The 19833-nt window shown below is 71.9% G+C and carries 10 protein-coding genes; 2 read left to right on the top strand and 8 right to left on the bottom strand.

Annotated elements, in window-relative coordinates; translation table 11 throughout:
- Positions 1 to 19: 19 nt before the first annotated feature.
- The 3 genes from OIE49_RS22940 to OIE49_RS22950 form a co-directional block, all read right to left on the bottom strand.
- A complete protein-coding gene (locus OIE49_RS22940; protein WP_326803921.1) occupies positions 20 to 4417 on the bottom strand; it encodes an FtsK/SpoIIIE domain-containing protein in 4398 nt (1465 codons plus the stop codon).
- Between the two features lie 73 nt (positions 4418 to 4490).
- Positions 4491 to 4784 carry a WXG100 family type VII secretion target gene (locus OIE49_RS22945; RefSeq protein ID WP_100571994.1) on the bottom strand — a complete coding sequence of 98 codons (294 nt, stop codon included), beginning with the start codon at positions 4782 to 4784 and terminating at the stop codon, positions 4491 to 4493.
- Between the two features lie 120 nt (positions 4785 to 4904).
- A complete protein-coding gene (locus OIE49_RS22950; RefSeq protein WP_326803922.1) occupies positions 4905 to 6914 on the bottom strand; it encodes a hypothetical protein in 2010 nt (669 codons plus the stop codon).
- 199 nt (positions 6915 to 7113) lie between these two features.
- Between OIE49_RS22950 and OIE49_RS22955 the strand changes: the two genes are divergently transcribed.
- Entirely contained in the window at positions 7114 to 8565 is a 1452-nt protein-coding gene (locus OIE49_RS22955) for a hypothetical protein (RefSeq protein ID WP_326803923.1), read from the top strand.
- 116 nt (positions 8566 to 8681) lie between these two features.
- On the opposite strand, the gene OIE49_RS22960 is transcribed toward OIE49_RS22955, so the two are convergent.
- Together OIE49_RS22960 and OIE49_RS22965 are read right to left on the bottom strand one after the other, a co-directional pair.
- Complete coding sequence (locus OIE49_RS22960; protein ID WP_326803924.1) at positions 8682 to 9227, bottom strand: sigma-70 family RNA polymerase sigma factor; 546 nt, start codon at positions 9225 to 9227, stop codon at positions 8682 to 8684.
- Between the two features lie 307 nt (positions 9228 to 9534).
- Positions 9535 to 12477: an AfsR/SARP family transcriptional regulator gene (locus tag OIE49_RS22965; RefSeq protein ID WP_326803925.1), complete on the bottom strand. Its 2943-nt coding sequence runs from the start codon at positions 12475 to 12477 to the stop codon at positions 9535 to 9537.
- Between the two features lie 622 nt (positions 12478 to 13099).
- Here OIE49_RS22965 and OIE49_RS22970 point away from each other — a divergent pair.
- Positions 13100 to 15859 carry a SpoIIE family protein phosphatase gene (locus tag OIE49_RS22970; RefSeq protein ID WP_326803926.1) on the top strand — a complete coding sequence of 920 codons (2760 nt, stop codon included), beginning with the start codon at positions 13100 to 13102 and terminating at the stop codon, positions 15857 to 15859.
- A gap of 52 nt (positions 15860 to 15911) precedes the next feature.
- Here OIE49_RS22970 and OIE49_RS22975 read toward each other — a convergent pair whose 3' ends face one another.
- From OIE49_RS22975 to OIE49_RS22985, 3 genes are read right to left on the bottom strand one after another with little or no spacing between them, the layout of a single operon-like run.
- A complete protein-coding gene (locus OIE49_RS22975; protein ID WP_326803927.1) occupies positions 15912 to 17384 on the bottom strand; it encodes a carboxylesterase/lipase family protein in 1473 nt (490 codons plus the stop codon).
- The gene (locus OIE49_RS22980; protein WP_326803928.1) at positions 17381 to 18415 is read right to left on the bottom strand and encodes an alpha/beta fold hydrolase; all 1035 of its coding nucleotides are present in this window, start codon (positions 18413 to 18415) and stop codon (positions 17381 to 17383) included. The genes OIE49_RS22975 and OIE49_RS22980 overlap by 4 nt, the downstream gene beginning before the upstream one ends.
- A gap of 22 nt (positions 18416 to 18437) precedes the next feature.
- Entirely contained in the window at positions 18438 to 19730 is a 1293-nt protein-coding gene (locus OIE49_RS22985) for an esterase/lipase family protein (protein ID WP_326803929.1), read from the bottom strand.
- Between the last annotated feature and the right edge of the window lie 103 nt (positions 19731 to 19833).

The raw sequence follows: 19833 nt of genomic DNA on the forward strand, positions 1-19833 counted from the left end.
CAAGGGCGCACCTCCGGCTTCACAGATCCGTGTCCGGGAGCGGCACCTGCACCGTCCGCAGTGTTCCGTCGCCCAGATGCAGGAGCCCGCGGCCCGGCTGCGGCGCCTGGCCGACGACGCCCCGGGTCAGCTTCACCCCGATGACCTCTCCGTCGCTGAGCCCCTGCGGGGACAGCAGCATGCCGGTGCGGTTGCGTTTGACCTGCCCCATCCAGCCGGCCAGGCTCAGCGACAGCGACTCGGCGTTGCCGGCCGCCAGAACGCCCCACCCGGTCCCGGCCCCGCCCCGGGCGAGCAGGGCCAGATCGGCGTCGATCTCGGCGCCCATGAACAGTTCGGCGTCGTCCACGACGATCACCCCGTTCTCCTCCGGCACATTGCCGAGCGCCGGACGGAACTCGTTGACCGGCACCTCCGCGTCGGTGATGACAGCGGCCACACCGGGGCGGCCCTGGAGCAGGCGCAGGGGCGAGCGGCGCGGAGCGAGAACGATCAGTCCGGCGCCCGCCGCCAGCAGCGAATGCGCGGCGGTCAGCAGCGCGGAGCTGCGGCCGGTGCGCGGCGGCCCGGCGATGACGAAGGTCGGCACGTCCGCCAGATCGGGGCTGAGGGAGGTGAGGGTGTCACCGCCGACCGCCACCAGGGGCCGCGTCGGCCCGCCGTGGGAGTGCAGGGCCAGGGCGTCGGCGTAGCCGATGCGGTCGGGGAGGACGTCCAGGCGCAGCGGGAGCCGCTCCGCGGGCACCGCGGACTCCCGCTCGCTCAGCCGCCGGCCGAGGTCGGTGAGGACCTCGGCCTGCGCGGTGCCGGCCAGGTCCTCGCTCAGCACCGCGATCTGCACCTCGCTGAGGTCCTGCGGACGGATACCGCGCCCCGGCGGCAGGTCGGCGGGGGCGGACCTGGTCGGGATGCCGACGGTGGAGTAGTCCTGGCGGTCGTTGAGCCGCAGGACGATCTTGTCCTCGGTGGTGCCGGAGAACCGGCTGCCGCCGAGCACCCGGTCGCCGGCCAGGACGACATGCACACCGACACCCGCGCCGTCGCGCAGCAGGCGGACCAGACGCTCCATGTAGCTGCCGTTGTCGTAGGACGCGAACTCGCGCTCGAAGACCTCGAACCGGTCGACCATCAGCACGATGTGGGGCAGTCGCTCGCCGGGGTTCTGCGCCTTGCGCAGCTCGGTCAGGTCGGCGGTGCCGCGCGTCCCCAGGATGCTCTGCCGGGCGGTGAGTTCGGAGTTGAGCCGCTCAAGGAGCCGTCCGAGCCGCTCGGTCTGGTTGCGGTCGACGACGGCGCCGCAGTGCGGCAGCGCGGTCAGCGCGTTGAGCGCGCCGTTGCCGCAGTCGATGCCGTACAGGTGCACGTCGTCGGCGCCGTGCGCCTCGGCGAGTGCCGCGGCCAGGGTGCGCAGCGTCTGGGAGCGCCCGCTGCGGGGCGATCCGATGATGTGCAGATGGCCGGAGCGGTCGAGGTCGAACACCAGCGGCGCACGGGTCTGCTGCGCCGGCAGGTCGACCACGCCGTACTCCACGGCCGGCAGCGCCGGAGCGCGCTCGGCGGCGGGCGCGGGCGCGGCTTCCGGGGTCCGGGTGAGGAGGCCGGGCAGCGGCGGCAGCCACGGACTGGCCTGTCGGGGAATTCCGGCGAGCCGGGCCGCCTGGGCGACGGCGCCCGTCAGGACCGCGAGGTCGGTGACGGCCTCGGTCTGCGCGGGACGTGCACCGCCGCGGGCTCCGTCGCGCGGCAGCGGACCGCCGATCTCCTGCCAGGACACCGCCTCCGCCCGGATGACGGTCCGTGTGCCGTCGGCGGTGTGGCCGCCGGGCCGGCGCCCGCCGACCCGGCCGGACTGGAACGGCAGCAGGGCCGACGGTCCGAGCCGGGCGTAGGCGCGGCCCGGGTTCGCCGGAGAGATCTCCCCGGAGTCGGGCGCGTCGATGATGTCCCGGCTCTCGGTGGTGTCGGTGGTGCGCAGGGCGATCCGCAGGTTGGTGTTGGCGCGGATGTCCGGAGTGACGGCGCCGCCGGGCCGCTGCGTCGCCAGCACCAGGTGGATCCCCAGGGACCGGCCGCGCTGCGCGATGTTGACCAGGCCCGAGATGAAGTCGGGCAGTTCCCGCACCATGGAGGCGAATTCGTCGATGACCAGCATCAGCCGCGGCAGGGGCGGCAGTACGTCGCCGCCGCGGGACCGCTTGTCGAGGTAGTCCTCGATGTCCTTGGCGCCCGCCTGGGCCAGCTGTGTCTCCCGGCGCCGCAGCTCGGCCCCGAGGGACACCAGGGCCCGCTCCACCAGGTGGGTGTCGAGGTCGGTGACCGTGCCGACGGTGTGGGGCAGATCGGCGCACTCGGCGAAGGCGCTGCCGCCCTTGTAGTCGACCAGGACGAAGGTCATCTCGTCGGGACGGTTGACCACCGCCAGTGTGGCGACCAGGGTCTGCAGCAGTTCCGACTTGCCGGAACCGGTCGTCCCCGCGATCAGTGCGTGCGGGCCGTCCCGCACGAGGTCGACGGCGAACGGCCCGTCGTATCCGGTGCCCAGGACGGCCATGGTGCTGCGGCCGCCGAGCGACCAGCCGGCCACCACGGCCTCGGCCGTCGGCGGCTCGATGTCCAGCAGCTCCAGGAGACGTACCGAGCCGGGCAGGGTGCTCTCGTCGCTGTCACCGACGCCACGCAGCGGAGCCAGGGCGCGCCCGAAGTGCTCGTACCAGCCGGCCTCCGGCGAGTCGGTGCGCACCCCCTCCAGCCCCGCACCCGCACCGGTGCGGACCTTGGAGGCCGTGGTGGCGCCCGCCTCAGTGACCACGACCGCGCCGCACTCCTCGGGCAGGAGCCGTTCCTCGCGGTCGATGCAGAGGGTGTGGACGCCCACCGACGGTCCGTCGCGCAGCAGGGCGATGACACCGGGAAGAGAACGAGCGCGGCGGGCCTGCTCCAGGACGACCAGGATGTCCGGGTAGCCGTTCGCGCCGCCCCGGGTCAGATCGGGTCCGGCCCCGATACGGGAGGCGACGATCTGCCCGAGCTCGCCGATGCGGCGGGCCAGGGAGTGGGCGGTGCTGCCCAGCAGGGCGTAGGCGTCCTCCCCCTGTGCCTGGGTGTGCGGCAGCCAGCGCGTCCACGACCAGTCCTGCTCGCCGTCCGGTCCCGCGAGCACCACGATCCGCAGATCGGCGGGGCTGTGCAGGGCGGCGGCCTGGGCCGTCATCCACCCGGCCAGCCGGGCCGCTCCCGTGCCGGCGATCCCGGCCACGCCGACGCGGCGCAGCGATGTGGCGACGGGCACCTGGTTCAGCTGCGGCACGGTGGTGCGCCGGTGCTCGTCCTGCGTGGGATCGTCGACGCTCGACGACGAGGGAAGATCGGCCGTGCCGACCCGTACGGACAGGAAGTCGGGGTCCTGCCAGCGCCGCTCCCACAGTCGTTCCGAGGGCTGGGCGGCCATCTGCAGCAGGGCCGCGGGGTCCGGCAGGGACAGGCGCAGGTTGTGCTGTTCCTCGATGACGGCCTGGTCGACGTCCGCGCGCACCCGCACCAGAGTCTGCTCGTACTCCTCTTTTTTCTCCAGGTACTTGAGCATCGCCTGCTTGCGGCCGCCGAACTGGGTGATCAGCGCGGCGATCGGCGAGAGCAGGGCGATGAAGACGAAGGACCAGCGCTGGGTGACGAAGATGGCGATCATGGCGCTGCCCGCTGGGAGCAGAAGGATCGGCAGCAACGGGATGGGCCGCTTGTCCGGCTTCGCCGGTGGTGCAGGGAGCCGGAACTTCGCGCCTGCCGCCGGCGGCAGGAAGCGAGGCGGCCGGTTGAACTCCAGGCCCAGTCCGTCCTGGGCCGGCGTCAGCGGCGCCCGGGAGTCCTGACGTGATGTCAGCTCCAGTAGGATGTCACCGACGGTGAGCTGGCTGCCCTCCTGCCACGGCGAGGGAGCCGTCGCGCTCCTGCCGTCGACGAGTGCCATGTCGGCCCTGAGCAGCTCGGCGCTTCCGTCGAGCCGGACCCGTACCCGGGCCGCGAGCGTGGGTGCCGTCCCGGCCAGTCTGATCCGGCAGGACGGACCGCTGCCGATGTCGTAGTCGCCGGGCACCAGACGGAAGACGGTCCCCGCCCCCGGACCCGAGACCACCCGGACCTCGCTGTGGCCCTCGGCCTCGGGCTCCTGGGGAACGGGGGTTCCGAGTCCGAGGTCCATGCCGTCCCGCACACCGGCCGTCTGGAGGGTGGCCTGCGGGTCGACGGGCGTGGAGCCGATGTAGAGAGCAGGCTCCGGCGCCCCCGCCCCGTCGGCCTGCGCATGGCCGACGGCACGGGCCAGCTCGGCCGCGAACCTGCCCGCCTGCGCGGAAGGCTCGGTGTCGACGACGACGGTGGTGGACACCCCCTCGATCCGCGGGTCACGAACACTGACGGTCAATCGCACTGCTCATCGTCCTTCTCGTGGGGGGTGGGTGTCTTCACTGCGCCTCGACACCGAGCGGGCCGCGGGGTCAGCCGAGGTTGGAGCCGAGCTGGTCGTCGGTCTGCGAGAACGCGTCGCCGACGGCCTTCACGTACTGGCCGATCCCCTGCAGGCCCTGGTTGACCTGGTCGAACCCCTTGGCGAACTCGTCGAAGAACGGGGAGAACTTCTGCTGGGCGGCGGGCGTGCTGTAGCCGTTGGCCAGCAGGTTGGAGATCTTCCCCTTGACCTCGGCGAGCTTGTCCTGCAGCTGCGCGAAGTCATTGAGGAGGGCCTGCGAAGTCGAGGCGGTCTCGTCGGAGTTGACGTTGTAGGAAGGCATGGAAGTACTCCTTGCTGGTCGGTTCCGTCCATCCGTTCATGGATGGAGTTCTGTGAGGGCCAGGGCAGAGGGCCGAGGGCGCATCGGGCCGGGCCGGTCCGAGGGCGGCCCGGCCCGGTGCTACTGGCCGCCGTTGCCGGTCGGCTCATCGGGACTGGTCGGTGCCGTGACGAACCCGCTGCTGTCCGGTGAGGACGAGGTATCGGCGCCGCGGGCCGGTGGGGTGTCGGGGATGGTGAGCGGCGGGAGCGGGGGACGCCCGCCCGGTTGGCCGCCGTCCGGCGTGGTGGGTGATGGGGGCAGTGGCACGTCTGCCGGGTTCACGCCGGTGGGTCGTGGGGTGGTGGGTGAGGCGGGCAGTGGGACATCTGCGGGGTTCACGCCGGAGGTGGGTGACGTGGGCAGTGGCACGTCTGCCGGGTTCACGCCGGTGGGTCGTGGGGTGGTGGGTGAGGCGGGCAATGGGACATCCGCGGGGTTCACGCCGTTGGTGGGTGAGGCGGGCAGTGGGACATCCGCCGGGTTCACGCCCGTGGGTCGCGGCGTTGTGGGGGATGCGGGCAGCGGCACGCCCGCCGGGTTCACGCCGTTGGTGGGTGACGTGGGCAGTGGCACATCCGCCGGGTTCACGCCCGTGGGTCGCGGCGTCGTGGGCGACGTGGGCAGCGGCACGCCCGCCGGGGCGATGGGCGGCGTGGTGCCGGGCCGGACGTTGCCCTTGATCGGGATCTTGGCCGTCACGCCGTCGACCACGCGGCCCAGGCCCGCCTTGCCGACCGGTCCCACGCCCAGCGTGGGGGCCGAGTTGGCGATCTCACCGGCCGCGACCTCGTTGGGATCGCCGCCCTGGGCGATCCCGACACCGATCTTGGCGCCGAGCGTGGCGCCTTCCTCGACGAAGTTGCCGACCTGGTCGGAGGCCCGCTTTCCGACGCTGTCGCCCAGTGCCGGAGCGGTGGTGTCCCCGAAACGGCCGCCGGCGCCGTCCCTGACCGGCGGGTTCCCCCTGGCCGAGCCGATTTTGCCGATGCCTCCCTTGAAGACGGCTCCCGCCACGGCCCCCGCCGCGGCTCCGGCGAAGACCCCGGCCGCGGTGATCTCGTCGTGGTTCGCCGCCTTGGCGGCTGTTTCCAGGGCGGAGTTCTTCAGGAAGCCGCCGCCGGCCTCCGCGGCCGCCTTGCCCACCGACGTGTCGAGGATCCCGCTGATGGCCTTGTTGTTGGCGAGCGACTCGGTGACCTTGGTAATGGTTCCGGTGGTCTTGGTGATCACGCTGGATCCCTTGATCGCGGCCACCGCGGCGGGGGCGATGGCTTCCACCGCCCTGCCCCCCAGCTTCAGCAGGGAGCCGCCGGGGACGATGCCGAGCAGGCCGACGACGAAGTCACCCGCTTTGATACCGCCGGTCTGACTTGCGACGACTTGGTTGAAGACGAAGAGTGCCCCGCCGAGCAACGCGCCCACCACCGGGAAGAACACCGCCACCACGGCGATCAGAGCGGCGAGCAGGATCTGGACGAAGGGGAAGTCCCTGAAGAAGTCGGCGATCTTCTGGAAGATGTTCCGCTCCGGAATCGCCTCCCTCGCCGCCCGGTCCAGCACGTCGGCGCACTCCCGCTGGGCGCTCTGCCGCATCGCCTTGGCCTGCTCGGCCAGGCTCCTGGCCGCGCTCATCCCGCCTTTGCCGGAGTCGATGGAGTCCTGGACCCGGCGGGCCTCGGCCTTCTCCTCGTCCGTGGGTTCGGCACCCAGTTCCCTGGGCGCCTGGTTCGCCTGCGGTGCGGCGGCCCGCGCCTGGTCGACCGCCCGGTCGAAGGTGTCCTGGGCCTCCTGCAGACGCGGGATGTAGTCGCTGTAGGCCTGGGCCGCGTCGTGATAGGAGGTCATCGTCTTGGTCAGCTTGTTCGGGAGATCGTCGCCGATCTTCTCCTTCAGCTTGTCCATGGCCGAACCCCGGCCCTGCGCGATCGTGCCGTCCCTCTTCAGCACGTTCAGCGCCTTCTCCGCGGCGTCTCCGACGTCCCGGTACCGCTGCATGACGGCCTGGATCAGGTCCGGGTCGCCAGGCGTCGGATCCCCGTTCATCCCGACGATCTGGAAGTCCTCGGAACTCGCGTGCCGACGTGCCATGTTCATCCCCCGTGCGCGGTGCCCCTCAGGTGCAGTCGCCAGATACACGGGCTCGGGCTTCCCAAGGGTTCACATCTTCTTCGAACGCTTTCACCGCCCGGCTCCGTGTAGACGGTGGAGCGCGTCGGCGGACAGCGGCAGGGCCTTCCCCGCACGGCCCGCGGAACGCTCCCAGCAGCCCGGAGGAGTAGCAGACGACATGGCGGACCCCATGACCGACGACACCGGCGCCGTGCCTCGGCACCGGCCGAGAGCCACCGCGCCCCACCGCACGCCGCACACCGTGCTGCGCTTCCTCGCGGCCGTGGTGATGGCCTGCCTGGCCGCACTGGGCGCGGCCTCGTCCGCGGCCGCCGCGGAGGGCGACGATCTGATCAAGGTGTTCGTGGTCCAGGACCCCGCGCAGTCCGGTGGGCAGCTCGCCACCCTGGAGTCGATCGCCGCCGGCACCCTGGGCGACGCCTCGCGTGCGGGGGAGATCCTGAACCTCAACCGCGGTCTGCGGCAGAAGGACGGCGGGGCGCTGAACGCTCCCGAGGAGCAGCTGCATCCCGGCTGGATCCTGCGGCTGCCACCGGATGCCTCGGGGCCCGGCGTGCAGCTGGCGAGGGAGACCGGGAACGCGAACGACACGTCCACGGACCCGAACGGCGCGGCGGGCGACGCCGGAGCGGCCACCGGCGGATCCACCGTGTTCGCCATTCCCCTGGCCGCGGCGGTGGCCGCGGTCGTGGCCCTCCTGATGGCCCTGGTGACCGCGATCATCGTGAGCAGGAAGAAGGCACGCGCCGTGTACGCCGCGGGGATGCGTGTGGTGCGAAAGCTGGGGGCCCCTGCCAGGCGGCGGCGCCGGCTGATGCTGCGACGCGCGACGGGCCGGCGGTTCGCGGCAGACGCCGACTCCGTACGGCGTGCCTACGGCGCCCTCGGAGAACTCTCCGCCGGCGGGGGGCGGCCGGAGACGCCGGTGCACGGGCTGCGCGTCGACGACGGCGGTGTCACGGTGTGGCTGCCGTCCTCCTCCGCGGTCGACGCCCCCTGGCAGAACATCGACGGCACCCGGTGGCGCCGTACCGCCGCCGCTGTCGGCTGGATGACCCCGGCCGGCGGCGACGGAGCCACGACCTCATGGGCGGCCGTCACCGCCGCGTGTCTGGTGCGGGTGGGGACCGACACCGACGGCGAACCGGTGTTCGTGGACCTCAGCCGTCTGGACGGTGTCCTCAGTGTGACGGGCGATCAGGCCGTGGCGCGCGACGTGGTGCAGAACCTGCTGGCGGAGATCGCCCGCAGCAGGCCGGACACCCCGGTGACCGTCCTCGGCGGCAGGGACGGCGCCGACGCGCTCGCCCTGCCGGGAGCTCTGCAACGGCTCCCCCGGGTCGAAGCACCGGCGGCGGCTCCCGCGACCGGTGGCGGCACCACCCGCGCCGCCGCCTCACGGCACCCGGTCAAGGGGCTGGTGGTCCTGGCGGGCACCCCCACGGAGCGGGAGACCGCCGAGCTGACCGCGCTGTGCGGACCGGGCGGTGCGGGCTGGACGGGACTCGTCTCCGGCGAGGTGGACGGCGCGCACTGGCGTTGGAACACGGACGCCGACGGCCATGTGGACATTCCGGTGCTGGACGTGCGGCTCACCGTTCCGGCGTGAAGAGGAACCCCATGACCCCTGTCGACGGGCGGCCGGTACCCGCCGCGCGCCGGCCGGTGACCGGCACCCGGCGCGTCACGTTCACGGCCGGCGGGGGCCCGGCCGTGAGGACGGGCTCACGCCGGCAGCGCCCCGTCCCGGGGCACTGCCGCGGCCTTGCTGCGCAGACTGCTGAGGGCGTAGTGCTGGCGGGACTTCACGGTGCCCGCCGGTATGCCGAGGATGCGCGCTGTCTCCTTGACGGTCCTGCCGCACAGGTAGGTGTGCAGAAGCACCTCCCGGTGCTCATGGGACAGCCGGCGCAGCAGGGTGATCGTCTCGACCGAGGTCAGTACCCCGTCGGCGTGATCGGGCTGGAACGCGTCATGGTCCTCCGCGCCCACGGTCTCGTGCCGGGAGGCCGCGCTGCGCATCCGGTCGACCACCAGATTGCGTGTGACGGTGAGCAGCCAGCCCCGTACCGAACCCTGGGTGCTGTACAGCCGTTCCGCGTAGGGCCAGGCCCGGATGAAGGTCTCCTGCACGACGTCCTCCGCCGTGTGGCGGTCGTTCAGCAGTTTCTCGGCGTAGGCGAGCAGCACCTTGGTGTGGTCGGTGACCAGCCTCTGCAGAAGGTGCGTCTGGTGTTCGGGGGTCGCGGCGTCCGCAAAGGTCGTGTTCATGGTCCAGTTCCTGTAGGGGGAGGGCCTTGCGTGCGCCGTACTCGCCCATCAGGACTGTTCGTTCGTACGCGGGAGGGCATACGCGACGATCGCCGGGAAGGAACCACCGACACGGCAGGAATGCTCAGGACGAAGCCGGTCCCACGGAACCGGAGGTCGCCGCACCGCCGGCACACCGAGGCGTGCCGAACGCGCCGCGGCCCCCGGTGAATCGGCGCACGGCGAGCGTAGGCAGCCGCCACTTCCGCAACACTGACGGTTTACTGACGTCCGGCCGCGGGAAAGGAGGCGGCGATCGGCGCCGGCGTCAGGCGCCCTGGCCTTCCCCGTCCTCGGGGGACGAGGAGGGCGGGGCGAGGTCAGTCAGCTTGCCACGGACGAGTGCGGCGTCCGGATGTCCGATCCGGTCCAGGATCTCCAGCGCCTGGCCCAGGGCGAGCGCCGCTTCCGCGGGACGCCCGGCCGCATGGTGGGCATCGCCGATGTGGGCCAGGGTGTCGGCTTCCAGAAAGGCGTCGCGGATGGTGCGGTACAGCGTCAGCGCGTGCTCGTAGCACTCCAGCGCCCGGTCGTGGTCGTGCAGATGGTGATGGGCATAGCCGAGGCTGTCCCACGCCGCGGCCTCGCCGTTGAGGTCGCCGATCGCCCGGTGGGCTTCGAGGGACCGTCCGCACTCGTCCAGGGCCTCACCGTATTGACCGAGCAGGATGTACGTCCAGCCGATCTCGTTGAAGACGCTGGCCTCCCCGCTGCGGTGCCCGGCCGAGCGGTACAGGGCATGTGCCGACCTGTAGTGGTCGAGCGCCTTCTCCTGGTCCTGCCGGCGGTTGGCCAGGAAGGCGAAGTAACGGTGCACCCGGGCCTGCCCCACCGCGTCACCGAAGTCCCCGAACAACTCCAGGGAGCGCGACAGGTTCTCGGCCGACTCGTCCCAGCGCTCCAACCGCCCGGCGACAAAGCCGAGCGCCCGGTGTGCGTGGGCCTGACCGCGTATGTCGCCCAGGCGCCGGGTCGTGGCCGCGGCCGTCGTCTGCGCGGCGAGCTGTTCCTGCCAGCGGCCGTTGCGGTCCAGATAGCGCTCCAGGGTCACGGCCAGCTGCCAGCTGTGCCGGCCGCTTCCGTGCCGGGCGTCCTGCTCGACGGCGGCGAGCATGGCGGACAGATTGCCGTCCAGCCAGTCGGCGGCACCTGTCTGGTCGGCGAAGGACACCGTGGTCACACCGGCCTCCTGGGGGCCCAGCTCGATACGGTCCCGGCTGGGCGCGAGGACGGTGTCCGCCGCATGTGCGCTGTGCAGATAGTGGTCCAGCATCCGGCGCCGGGCCGTGTGCAGCTCCTCCGCCGTGTCCTTGTCCTCGCCGAGCTCCACTCCGTAGGAGCGCAGCAGTTCATGGCAGCTGAAGTGGCCGGGTGCGGGCTCGGAGATCAGATGTGCCCGGACCAGCTCCGCGAGCGCCGGCCGGACCTGGCCGGGCCGCAGCCCCGCCAGACTCGCGGCGGCGGCGAGCGAGCACTCCCGGCCCGGGTGCAGGGCAAGCAGCCTGAACATACGTGCGGCCGCCGGGGTGAGCAGATTGTAGGACCAGGAGAAGGCACAGCGCGCGTCCGCCACCGGGGCCTCGGCGGTGAAGGCGTCGAGGCTGCCCTGGCTCTCGCTCAGCTCGGCCGCGACGGCGGCGAGCGAGAAGGAGGGATTCACCGCGGCGCGGGCGGCGACTATGGCCAGCGCCAGGGGCAGATGCCCGCACAGGGTGATGATCTCCGTGGCGGCGCGGGGCTCGTCCGCGATCCGTCCGGCACCCAGCCGGCGCGACAGGAACTCCAGCGCGTCCGCCTCGCTCAGCACGTCCAGCGTCATGCTGTGGGCGCCCTCCGCCGCCACCAGGCCATGGAGCTGGTTGCGGCTGGTGACGATGACCAGGCAGCCGGGCGCCCCGGGCAGCAGGGGCCGGACGTGCTCGGTGTCCCGCGCGTTGTCCAGGACGATCAGCACCCGCCGGTCGGCGAGCAGGCTGCGGTACAGCGCGGTCTGCGCGTCCTGTCCTGCGGGAATCCGGTGCGCGGGCACACCGAAGGCGTCGATGAAGGTGCGTATCGCCTCGCCGGGGCTCATGATCGAGCCGGTCGGGTGGAACCCCCGCAGATCGACGTAGAGCTGCCCGTCGGGGAAGCGGTCGGCGGCCTGGTGCGCCCAGTGCACGGCCAGTGTGGTCTTGCCGATGCCCGCCATCCCGCCGATCGCGCTGATCACCACCATGGAGGGGGGTTTCTCCGGGGCGGGCAGCAGCGCCTTCACCTGGGCGAGCTCGCTGCGTCTGCCCGTGAAGACGGCCAGATCCGCGGGAAGCTGGGCGGGAGGCACGGTGGCGGCCGTCCACGGGGGCGCCTCCGCCGCGGCGGTCGTCCCTCCCGGCTCCTCCTCCGGGTCACCTTCGCTCTCCTCGAGCGCGGCGGGCGGCGCCGCGTGCGACGGAACGGCCTGGCGCAGTACCCGCTGATGGGCGGATTGCAGCTCGGGGCCCGGCTCAAGACCCAGATCGTCCACGAGCCGGGCGCGCAGGGTCCGGAACAGGTCCAGCGCCTCCGCCTGGTGCCCGGTCGAGGCGAGCACCACGATCAGCCTGGCGTGCAGCGCCTCGTCCAAGGGGTGCTGGGCCGCGGCCTGCCGCAGCGCCACCAGCACTCCGGTGCCGAGTTCCGGCCCGGCCTCCAGCGCGAGGTCGGCGGCCTCCTTGACGGCGGACAGATACTCGCGGTCCACGGCGGTGAAGGCCGGGTGGGACCGCACCTCGGGCGCGATGTCCGAGGCCACCGGCGCCCGCCACAGCCTCAGGGCCTCGATCAGCAGCTCGGTGGCCCGCGCGGGGCTGCCTGCGCCCGCCGACCGGGCCGCCTCCTGACGCAGGGCACGGAAGCGCAGCAGGTCCAGCGAGCCGGGCTCCACCTCCAGGCGGTAGCCGCCCGCACCCCGCACAAGCCATCGCGAGGGGCTCCGGGCCGGCAGCTCCGGTTCGAGCAGGCGGCGGAGTGCCCCGATGTGCCGCTGCACCACATTGACGGCGCTGTCCGGCGGGGCCTGTCCCCACAGCGCGTCGACGATGTCGTGGACGGCCACCGGATGGCCCGCCTGGATCAGCAGCAGGGCCAGCAGACCGCGCTGCTTCGGCGGCCCCAGCTCCAGCTCGGAATCCCCGTTCCAGGCACGAACAGGCCCCAGCACAGTGAAACGCGTCGGCACAACACCCCCCATGGTGGCATGCGTAACTCATGAACAACCCGCCTGGACGTCCGGGCCAGGCGATAAGGAATGAGCGTACGTTCCTTTTCGGTCGGCAGTGCCGGTATCGCGACTGCGCCGCCGACCCGTGACGGATATCGCGACTACTTGTCGCCGACCCGTGACAGACCGAGCAGGCAAGAAATGCGGTTTCAGGAGGACCCGGCCGGGGATGTGCAGAACGCCCCCCGAAAGTCGCGCGGCCCACGGGGACGAGATTCCATGACGGGTGCCTCCGGGGCAATGTGATCCGCATTCGCCGGAAGGTCGACTCGAAGGCGCTCCGCGAGGAGTGTGCCGTGCCCACCGCTGGGCCGGTGCCGGGTCCGGCTGACGGCATGTCAGCTCGGCGAGGTGTGCCGCGCCGTTCTTCCGGTCCCGCGCTTCAAAAGGCTGACGCCGGACACAAGATGAAGTTCCTGTCCGATCTTCAAGAGAGCTGATTCCCTGCATTTCCGGTGCCCGCTCGGCCCCGTTTCCCTTTTCTGCGGACCGGAGTGAATCTTCGAATGGAAAGTCCTTCACTCTGTATTGCGGGGATCCAGGCGGGCGTTATATTTGACAAGGGTGACTCGCTTACAGGCGAGGAGGCGGTATGAGGGTGAACTGGGACGACGCGCGACGCCTCGAAGAAGCGCGTCTCAAATTCCTCAGCGGCGAGTCCGTGGACCTCGCGGTGCGCAGCGCCGTGCTCTTCTCCTGGCAGCGTTGCCGCTTTCGGGGCATCGCCGCGGACCACGTCAGCATCCCCTACTTCGACAGTGTGAACCGCGAGGACAGCGTGCTGTCCATCGCCGGGCCGGCCCTGGACCGGCTGCAGTCCCGGCTGTCGGGGATGGACGTCGTCACAGCCCTCTGCAACCCCATGGCGCAGGTGCTGGAACGCCGGGTGGGCATCCCCGCGTTGAGCCGCTCGTTGGAGGCCCTGCGAGTCGAACCAGGATTCGGCTGGCTGGAAGGAGCCGTCGGGACCAACGGCATTGGTACGGCACTCGCGGACCGGCGCCCGGCCTTCATCCGTGGAAGTGAGCACTTCGCCGACATCAACCGGAATTTCGCCTGCGCGGCAGCGCCCATACGTGATCCGCTCAGCGGGCGAGTCCGTGGCGTGATCAATATTTCAAGTATCAACGATCTCGGTGACCCGTTGATGCTCACCCTGGTCCAGGAGTCGGCCAACACCATCGAGCGTCTGCTTCTCGACGACATAGAGGAACACGAGCGATCCCTGCTCCGCGCGTTTTTGCGAGCCCAGCGCAGGACGGCCGGCGGCGTCACGGCACACCTTCTCGCGCGCGACGTCATCAGCACGGCCGGGGAACCGCTGCACCGCTACGATCTTGAGGTCCTGCGGAAGGCGGCGGCGGAACTCATCTCCGCCGGACAAGCGGCGGTCGTCGAGGTACCCCTTGCCGGAGGTCGCACCGCCGCGCTGCGCAGCCGGCCCGTGGAAGGCGCCATCGATGCCCTCACCGGCTTCGTCGTCGAGGCCCTGCGCGCCGACGGCGCGCTCCAGTGCCTGGAGCCCATGAGCCTGGAGCCCATGAGTGCTCGGGCCGCGGAGACGACGCCCAGGCCGATATCCGTGTCGGCGAGGCCCGCCCCGGCCCACGCCTCGCCGTCCGTCGGTGAGCGGCGGGGCGCCGTGGAGGGCGGGCTCGTCGCCGTGGGCGAGCCTGGCATCGGGCGTCTGGCCGTGCGGGCGCGACAGCGCCTCGAACTGTTGTGCAGGGCGGCGGAGCGCATAGGCACGACCCTGGACGTGACCCGTACGGCTGAGGAACTGACCGAGGCAGCGGTCCCGGTCTTCGCCGACTTCGTCTCGGTCGACCTCGCCGAGTCCGTGCTCACCGGCGACGAACCGACGAACCCGGCCGCGGAGATGCACCGGATCGCCCTCGGTGCCGTCCGCCCGGGTTCACACCTCTACCCGGCGGGGACGCGGATCGAATACACCCCGCCCGTGCTGCGGAACTGCCTGACGACCGGGCAGTCGGTCCTCGAACCGGAACTGGAGACGGCCTACTCGTGGACGGTTCACGACCCGGCACGCGCTGAGCAGATCCGTGAGGCGGGACTGCACTCGCTCATCGCCGCCCCTCTGTGCGCCCGGGGGGTCGTCCTGGGCGTGGTGACCTTCTACCGCTCCGAGCGGCCCGGTCCCTTCGAGGAGGACGACCTCTCCCTTGCCGAGGAACTCGCGAGCCGGGCGGCGGTGTGCATCGACAACGCCCGCCGCTACACCCGCGAACACACCACCGCTCTGGCCCTGCAGCGGCGCCTGCTCCCGCACACTCTTCCCGAGCAGAACGCCGTGGATGTCGCATGCCACTACCTGCCCGCTCAGTCGGCCGTGGGCGGTGACTGGTTCGATGTCATCCCGCTGTCGGGCGCCCGGGTGGCACTCGTCGTCGGTGACGTGGTCGGCCACGGCCTGCAGGCGTCCGCCACGATGGGCCGCCTGCGCACGGCCGTCCGCAACTTCTCGGATTTCGATCTGCCGGTGGACGAGGTGCTCACCCGACTGGACGACCTGGTGGTCCGCCTCGACCTCGACCCGGAGCCCGAAGGGGGCGAGCCGAGTGAGGTCGTCGGCGCGAGCTGCCTCTACGCGGTCTACGACCCCTCATCGAGGCGCTGCACCCTGGCCCGCGCGGGCCACCCGGCACCGGCCCTGGTCCTGCCCGACGGTACGGTCGACTTCCTCGACGGGCCGGCCGGGCCGCCGCTGGGCCTCGGCGGCCTGCCGTTCGAGACCCTGGACCTGGAACTGCCCGAGGGAAGCCAGCTGATCCTGTACACCGACGGCCTCGTCGAGCACCGGGATCGCGACATCGGCACGGGAATCGAGCACATGCGGCGACTGCTCCGCGGTGCCCGCGGCTCGCCCGGCGAAACCTGCCGAGTGCTGGTCGACGGTCTGCTTCCCGCCCGACGCGGCGACGACGTCGCCCTGCTCGTCGCGCGCACCCGCGCCCTGGACGCCCGGCACATCGCGCGCTGGGATCTCGCCGACGACCCGGCCGCCGTGTCCCACCTGCGTGAGGAGGCCGTTCGTCAGTTGTCCGAATGGCAGTTGGAGGAGCTGACCTTCACCACCGAGCTGATCGTCAGCGAACTGGCCACCAACGCCATCCGGTACGCGGCACAGCCGTGCGAGATGCGGCTCATCCATGACCGCACCTTGATATGCGAGGTCTGCGACTGCAGCAGTACCTCACCGCGTCTGCGGCGTGCCGCCAGCACCGACGAAGGGGGACGAGGGCTGTTCCTCGTCGCGCAACTCGCCCAGCGCTGGGGGACCCGCTACACATCGACCGGAAAGGTCATCTGGACGGAGCAGTCACTGCGCTGAGGGCGCCCTCCTGCCGCACATGGTCGCCAACGCGCCTGAGGAAGCGGGGACTTCAGCGCACGCCGTCCCAGAGCAGGCGTTCCTGCCCGCGCGGGTCGTCCTCACACACGGGGGCGTTCGCGAAGACCATCGTGGTGCGGGTGGCCGTGTCGTAGGCGGGCCAGCCGGGGTTGCCGGTCTTCGCGAAGGAGAGCCAGGCCTCGTGCATCGCGTCCGCGAGAGGCTGGGGTGGGTGGGGGCCCACCAGGGGGGTGTACGAAGGGTCCTGGAGGCGGTTGAAGACGAAGGGGAGTTCCAGGGCGTGGCAGGCGCCCAGGCGGCCCGCGAACTGCGGGGAGCGCCAGGCGAATTCGTAGACGCGGGAGCCCGGGACCGACTCGGCCAGGCGAATGGCGGGGATGCGGTAGAACCAGTCCGTCGCCAGCGCGGAGAGGAGTTCGCCCGCGGTGGCGGCGGGGCGGGTCGCCCGGTAGACCGGGAGGGCCTTGGCCGGGTCGAGGCCGTAGGCCGTCGCCGCGGTGTGGAGGCCGGCTTCGGAGATCCTCTCCAGGAGGCCCGTGGGGACCAGGAACAGGCGGTGCTCCTCGCGGTTGCTGCCGACCAGGAGGTCGACTCCGCAGTCGGAGCCGGGCAGGGACAGGCCGGCCGTGACCGGTTCGAACGGCATCATGTTGAGCACCGCCTCGCCCCACAGGGCCGGGTCCGGGCGGGCGCTCACCTCCGCGCGGAGCTGCGCCTGGGCGGGGAGGAGGTCGGCCAGGGGGACCCCGGCGAAGGCCTCCGGAGTCGCCTCGATGCCGAGCTTCGCGGCCAGCCGGGACGCGATCAGGGCCGCCGAGGACGGGCGCAGGAAGTGGTGGCAGGCGCCGCTCTGCAGGATCGCCCGGTGGAACAGCCCGCGGGCCAGGCCCGTTGACAGCAGGACGCCGATGCCCATCGCGCCCGCCGACTCGCCGAAGACCGTCACCCGGTCGGGGTCGCCGCCGAAGGAGGCGATGTTGGCCCGGATCCAGCGCAGGGCGGCCACCTGGTCCAGCAGCCCGCGGTTGTCCGGCACACCGGGAAGGTGGAGGAAACCGTCCGAGCCCAGGCGGTAGTTGAGGGTGACGCAGACGACCCCGCCACGGGCGAAGGCGCCGCCGTCGTACCCCGACGCCGAGCCGGAGCCGTTGGAGAACGCCCCGCCGTGCAGCCACACCATCACCGGCAGGCCGGCCCCACGCTCCGGGGCGGGTGTCCAGATGTTGAGGTTCAGACAGTCCTCGCCGGGGATGTCGTTCTCCGGGATGAGGGCGTCGAAGGGCGGCACGTAGGGCGCGTGCGGCGCGGTCGGGCCGTAGGCCGTGGCGTCGCGCACGCCCGCCCAGGGCTCGGGCGGGCCCGGTGCCAGGAAGCGGCGGGGGCCGAACGGCGGGGCGGCGTACGGGATGCCGAGGAAGGACGCCACGCCGCCGTCCGCGGCGGTGGAAAGCCTGCCGCGGACGGCGCCCTGTTCGGTGGTGCATACCGTGGTGCGTGGTGTCATGCCGTGAGGATCCCCAGCAGGGCCGCGCCGAACTCCTCCGGGCGTTCCAGGTGCACCGCGTGCCCGGCGTCGGGGACGGCGACCTCGCGGACCGTGCCGCCGTGCGCCGCGTAGCGGTCCAGGACGTGGCGGGTCTGCGCCACCATCGGCTGGGCGGGCGTTCCGTCCCAGCCGGGCACCGCGCCGATCGCGCCCAGGTGCGCCAGGTCGAACATCGAGGTGTCCGAGACGATCACGTCGTCCTCGCCGCGGATCCACAGCACCGGCGGCCTGGGCTCGACCAGGTGCAGCTCGTCGAGGCGGAAGTACAGCGGGGAAAGGCAGTTGAGGACACCCCGGGTGCCGGGGGCCACGCCCGGCCAGGCCGTCGACGGCACGCTGTCGCCCGGGTAGTGGTCGTCGCCGGTCCGGGTGGTGAGCATGGAGTCGACGTAGGCGTCCTCGTGCTCGCCCTCGGGGCGCCACGGCGGCTTGACGTAGCAGTTCGCCAGGACGGAGCGGGGCGTCACCGGGGAGTCCTCACCGCGCTCGCCCTTGGCCAGCAGCGCGACGAACTCCGGGTTGGCCGTGCCGCCGCCCGAGCCCGCCCCGTCCTCGGAGTTGAGGGTTCCGTCCACCCCGTGCGTGCCGCCGAAGCCGTACGGGGAGACCGGGTTGACCAGGGTCAGGGAGCGCACCGCGGCCGGGTGGTCGCTCAGGTACTGCATGATCACGCCCCCGCCCATGGACCAGCCCACCAGGTGCGCCCGGTCGATCCCGAGGGCCGCCAGCAGCGCGGCGAGGTCGTCGGCGTGGTCGCGCAGGCCGCGCGTGGCGTCGATGGGCAGCGGGTCGGTGCCGCCGAAACCGCGCAGGTCCAGCGCGATGGGCCGGTATCGCTCCGGCAGCAGGGCCATGGTGGGGTGCCAGAAGGCGGCGGAGGAGACGTTGCCGTGGACGAAGACGACCGGTTCGCCCTCGTCCCGGAGGTCGGTGACCTGGACGGTCAGGCGGTCGGTGGGTACCGGGCGGGTGCGGATGCTGCTGGTCATCGTCATCTGGTCCTTTGATCCTTTACGAGAGCCAAGTGGCGATCCGGTCGGCGGCCGAGCCGTTCCAGCCCAGTTCCAGGTGGTTGGCCCCGGCGACGGTGGCGGTGCCGCCGACCGTGGGGATGCCCGTGGTGTCGAGCGCGCTGGCGATGAAGACGACACCGTCGCTCGGCCCGCGGTTCTCGTTGAAGATGCCGACGACGGTGGGGGATCCGCCGGCCAGCAGATAGGTGGTGACGGAGGCGGGTACGCCGGCGTCGTGCAGCGGCTTGATCAGCGAACCGGCGTCGATGGCGGCCTGGATGCCGCTGCCGGCGGTGTAGAAGCCCTGGCCGCCGTAGTACGTCGTGTACCAGTCCTGCGCGGCGCCGTCGACTCCGTACCTGCCGTCCCAGCGGGCCAGCATCTGCCGCTGGCCCGGGTAGTTGTCGTAGCCGCCGGAGGGCGTCATCGAGAACTCGGGGTGTGCGGTGTACAGGCCGTAGCAGGTCATCCGCGAGTGCGGGGAGGGCGCGTTGACCGTGCCGCCGCACTCGGGCCAGATGGAGAAGTCGTGCGCCCAGCCGTGCGCGTACGGGTAGTCGTAGCCGCCGTTGGGGCCGCCCACCGTGATCAGCCTGCGCACGTCACCGGCGTACGCCCGCCCCCAGCTCGGCTTCAGCGACGACACGTACGCGCGGGTCGACATCTCGCCCTTGCTCCAGCCGACGAGGTCGACCTTGGTGACGCCGAGCTTCGCCTTGATGGCGGCGATGGCGTCGCCGACGATCTGCGCCTGCATCAGGTTGTCGCCCTGCTTGTGCGCGAAGCCGACGGCGAAGACGCGGTGACCGCGTGCGGACAGGTACTGCATCAGCCCGTTGGACGGGCAGGACAGGGCGCCGCAGCCGTAGCCGCCCGACTCGCCCGGGTTGGCCCAGGCGCGGTCCGCGGTGTCGTTGGCGCCGTGCACGAGCAGGACCGGTGTGGTGCGGCTGCCGGTGTTCCAGCCGGGGGCCGAGTAGAGCAGGAAGCGGCTGGAGGACGGGCGGGAGACCCCGCCGAAGTACGTGACGCGCTTCCCGTCCTGGTCGCCGCGTCCGTCGGCCGGGTAGCCGTCGGTGCGGAACCCGGGGGTGGTGTCGAGGTAGCGCTCCACGCGCTCCCAGCCGTTGGTGACGGTGCCGGCCCCGTAACTCGCCTCAAGGGTGAGGTACGACGGCGGCGCTTCGGCGGCCGACGCGGTGCCGGCGCCGGCCACCGGTCCGGCCGCCACCGCCATCAGCAGGGCGAGCAGCATCCGCCACCGGCCCGCACGGCTTCGTCTGTTCGGCATGTTCCCGCCCTCTCCTTCGCGCATCCACGGCTCCGTCCCAATGTGGCGGCCCACATTAGGCACGGGAGACAGAGGGAGGGCATGTGTGCGGGACCCATAAGGA

The organism is Streptomyces sp. NBC_01788, assembly GCF_035917575.1.
Taxonomy (GTDB): domain Bacteria; phylum Actinomycetota; class Actinomycetes; order Streptomycetales; family Streptomycetaceae; genus Streptomyces.

Bases quoted from the DNA above. Each gene is read 5' to 3' on its own strand.
- OIE49_RS22945 (WP_100571994.1), bottom strand. From the start codon at position 4,784: ATGCCTTCCTACAACGTCAACTCCGACGAGACCGCCTCGACTTCGCAG.
- OIE49_RS22950 (WP_326803922.1), bottom strand. From the start codon at position 6,914: ATGGCACGTCGGCACGCGAGTTCCGAGGACTTCCAGATCGTCGGGATG.
- OIE49_RS22955 (WP_326803923.1), top strand. From the start codon at position 7,114: ATGGCGGACCCCATGACCGACGACACCGGCGCCGTGCCTCGGCACCGG.
- OIE49_RS22960 (WP_326803924.1), bottom strand. From the start codon at position 9,227: ATGAACACGACCTTTGCGGACGCCGCGACCCCCGAACACCAGACGCAC.
- OIE49_RS22965 (WP_326803925.1), bottom strand. From the start codon at position 12,477: ATGGGGGGTGTTGTGCCGACGCGTTTCACTGTGCTGGGGCCTGTTCGT.
- OIE49_RS22970 (WP_326803926.1), top strand. From the start codon at position 13,100: ATGAGGGTGAACTGGGACGACGCGCGACGCCTCGAAGAAGCGCGTCTC.
- OIE49_RS22975 (WP_326803927.1), bottom strand. From the start codon at position 17,384: ATGACACCACGCACCACGGTATGCACCACCGAACAGGGCGCCGTCCGC.
- OIE49_RS22980 (WP_326803928.1), bottom strand. From the start codon at position 18,415: ATGACCAGCAGCATCCGCACCCGCCCGGTACCCACCGACCGCCTGACC.
- OIE49_RS22985 (WP_326803929.1), bottom strand. From the start codon at position 19,730: ATGCCGAACAGACGAAGCCGTGCGGGCCGGTGGCGGATGCTGCTCGCC.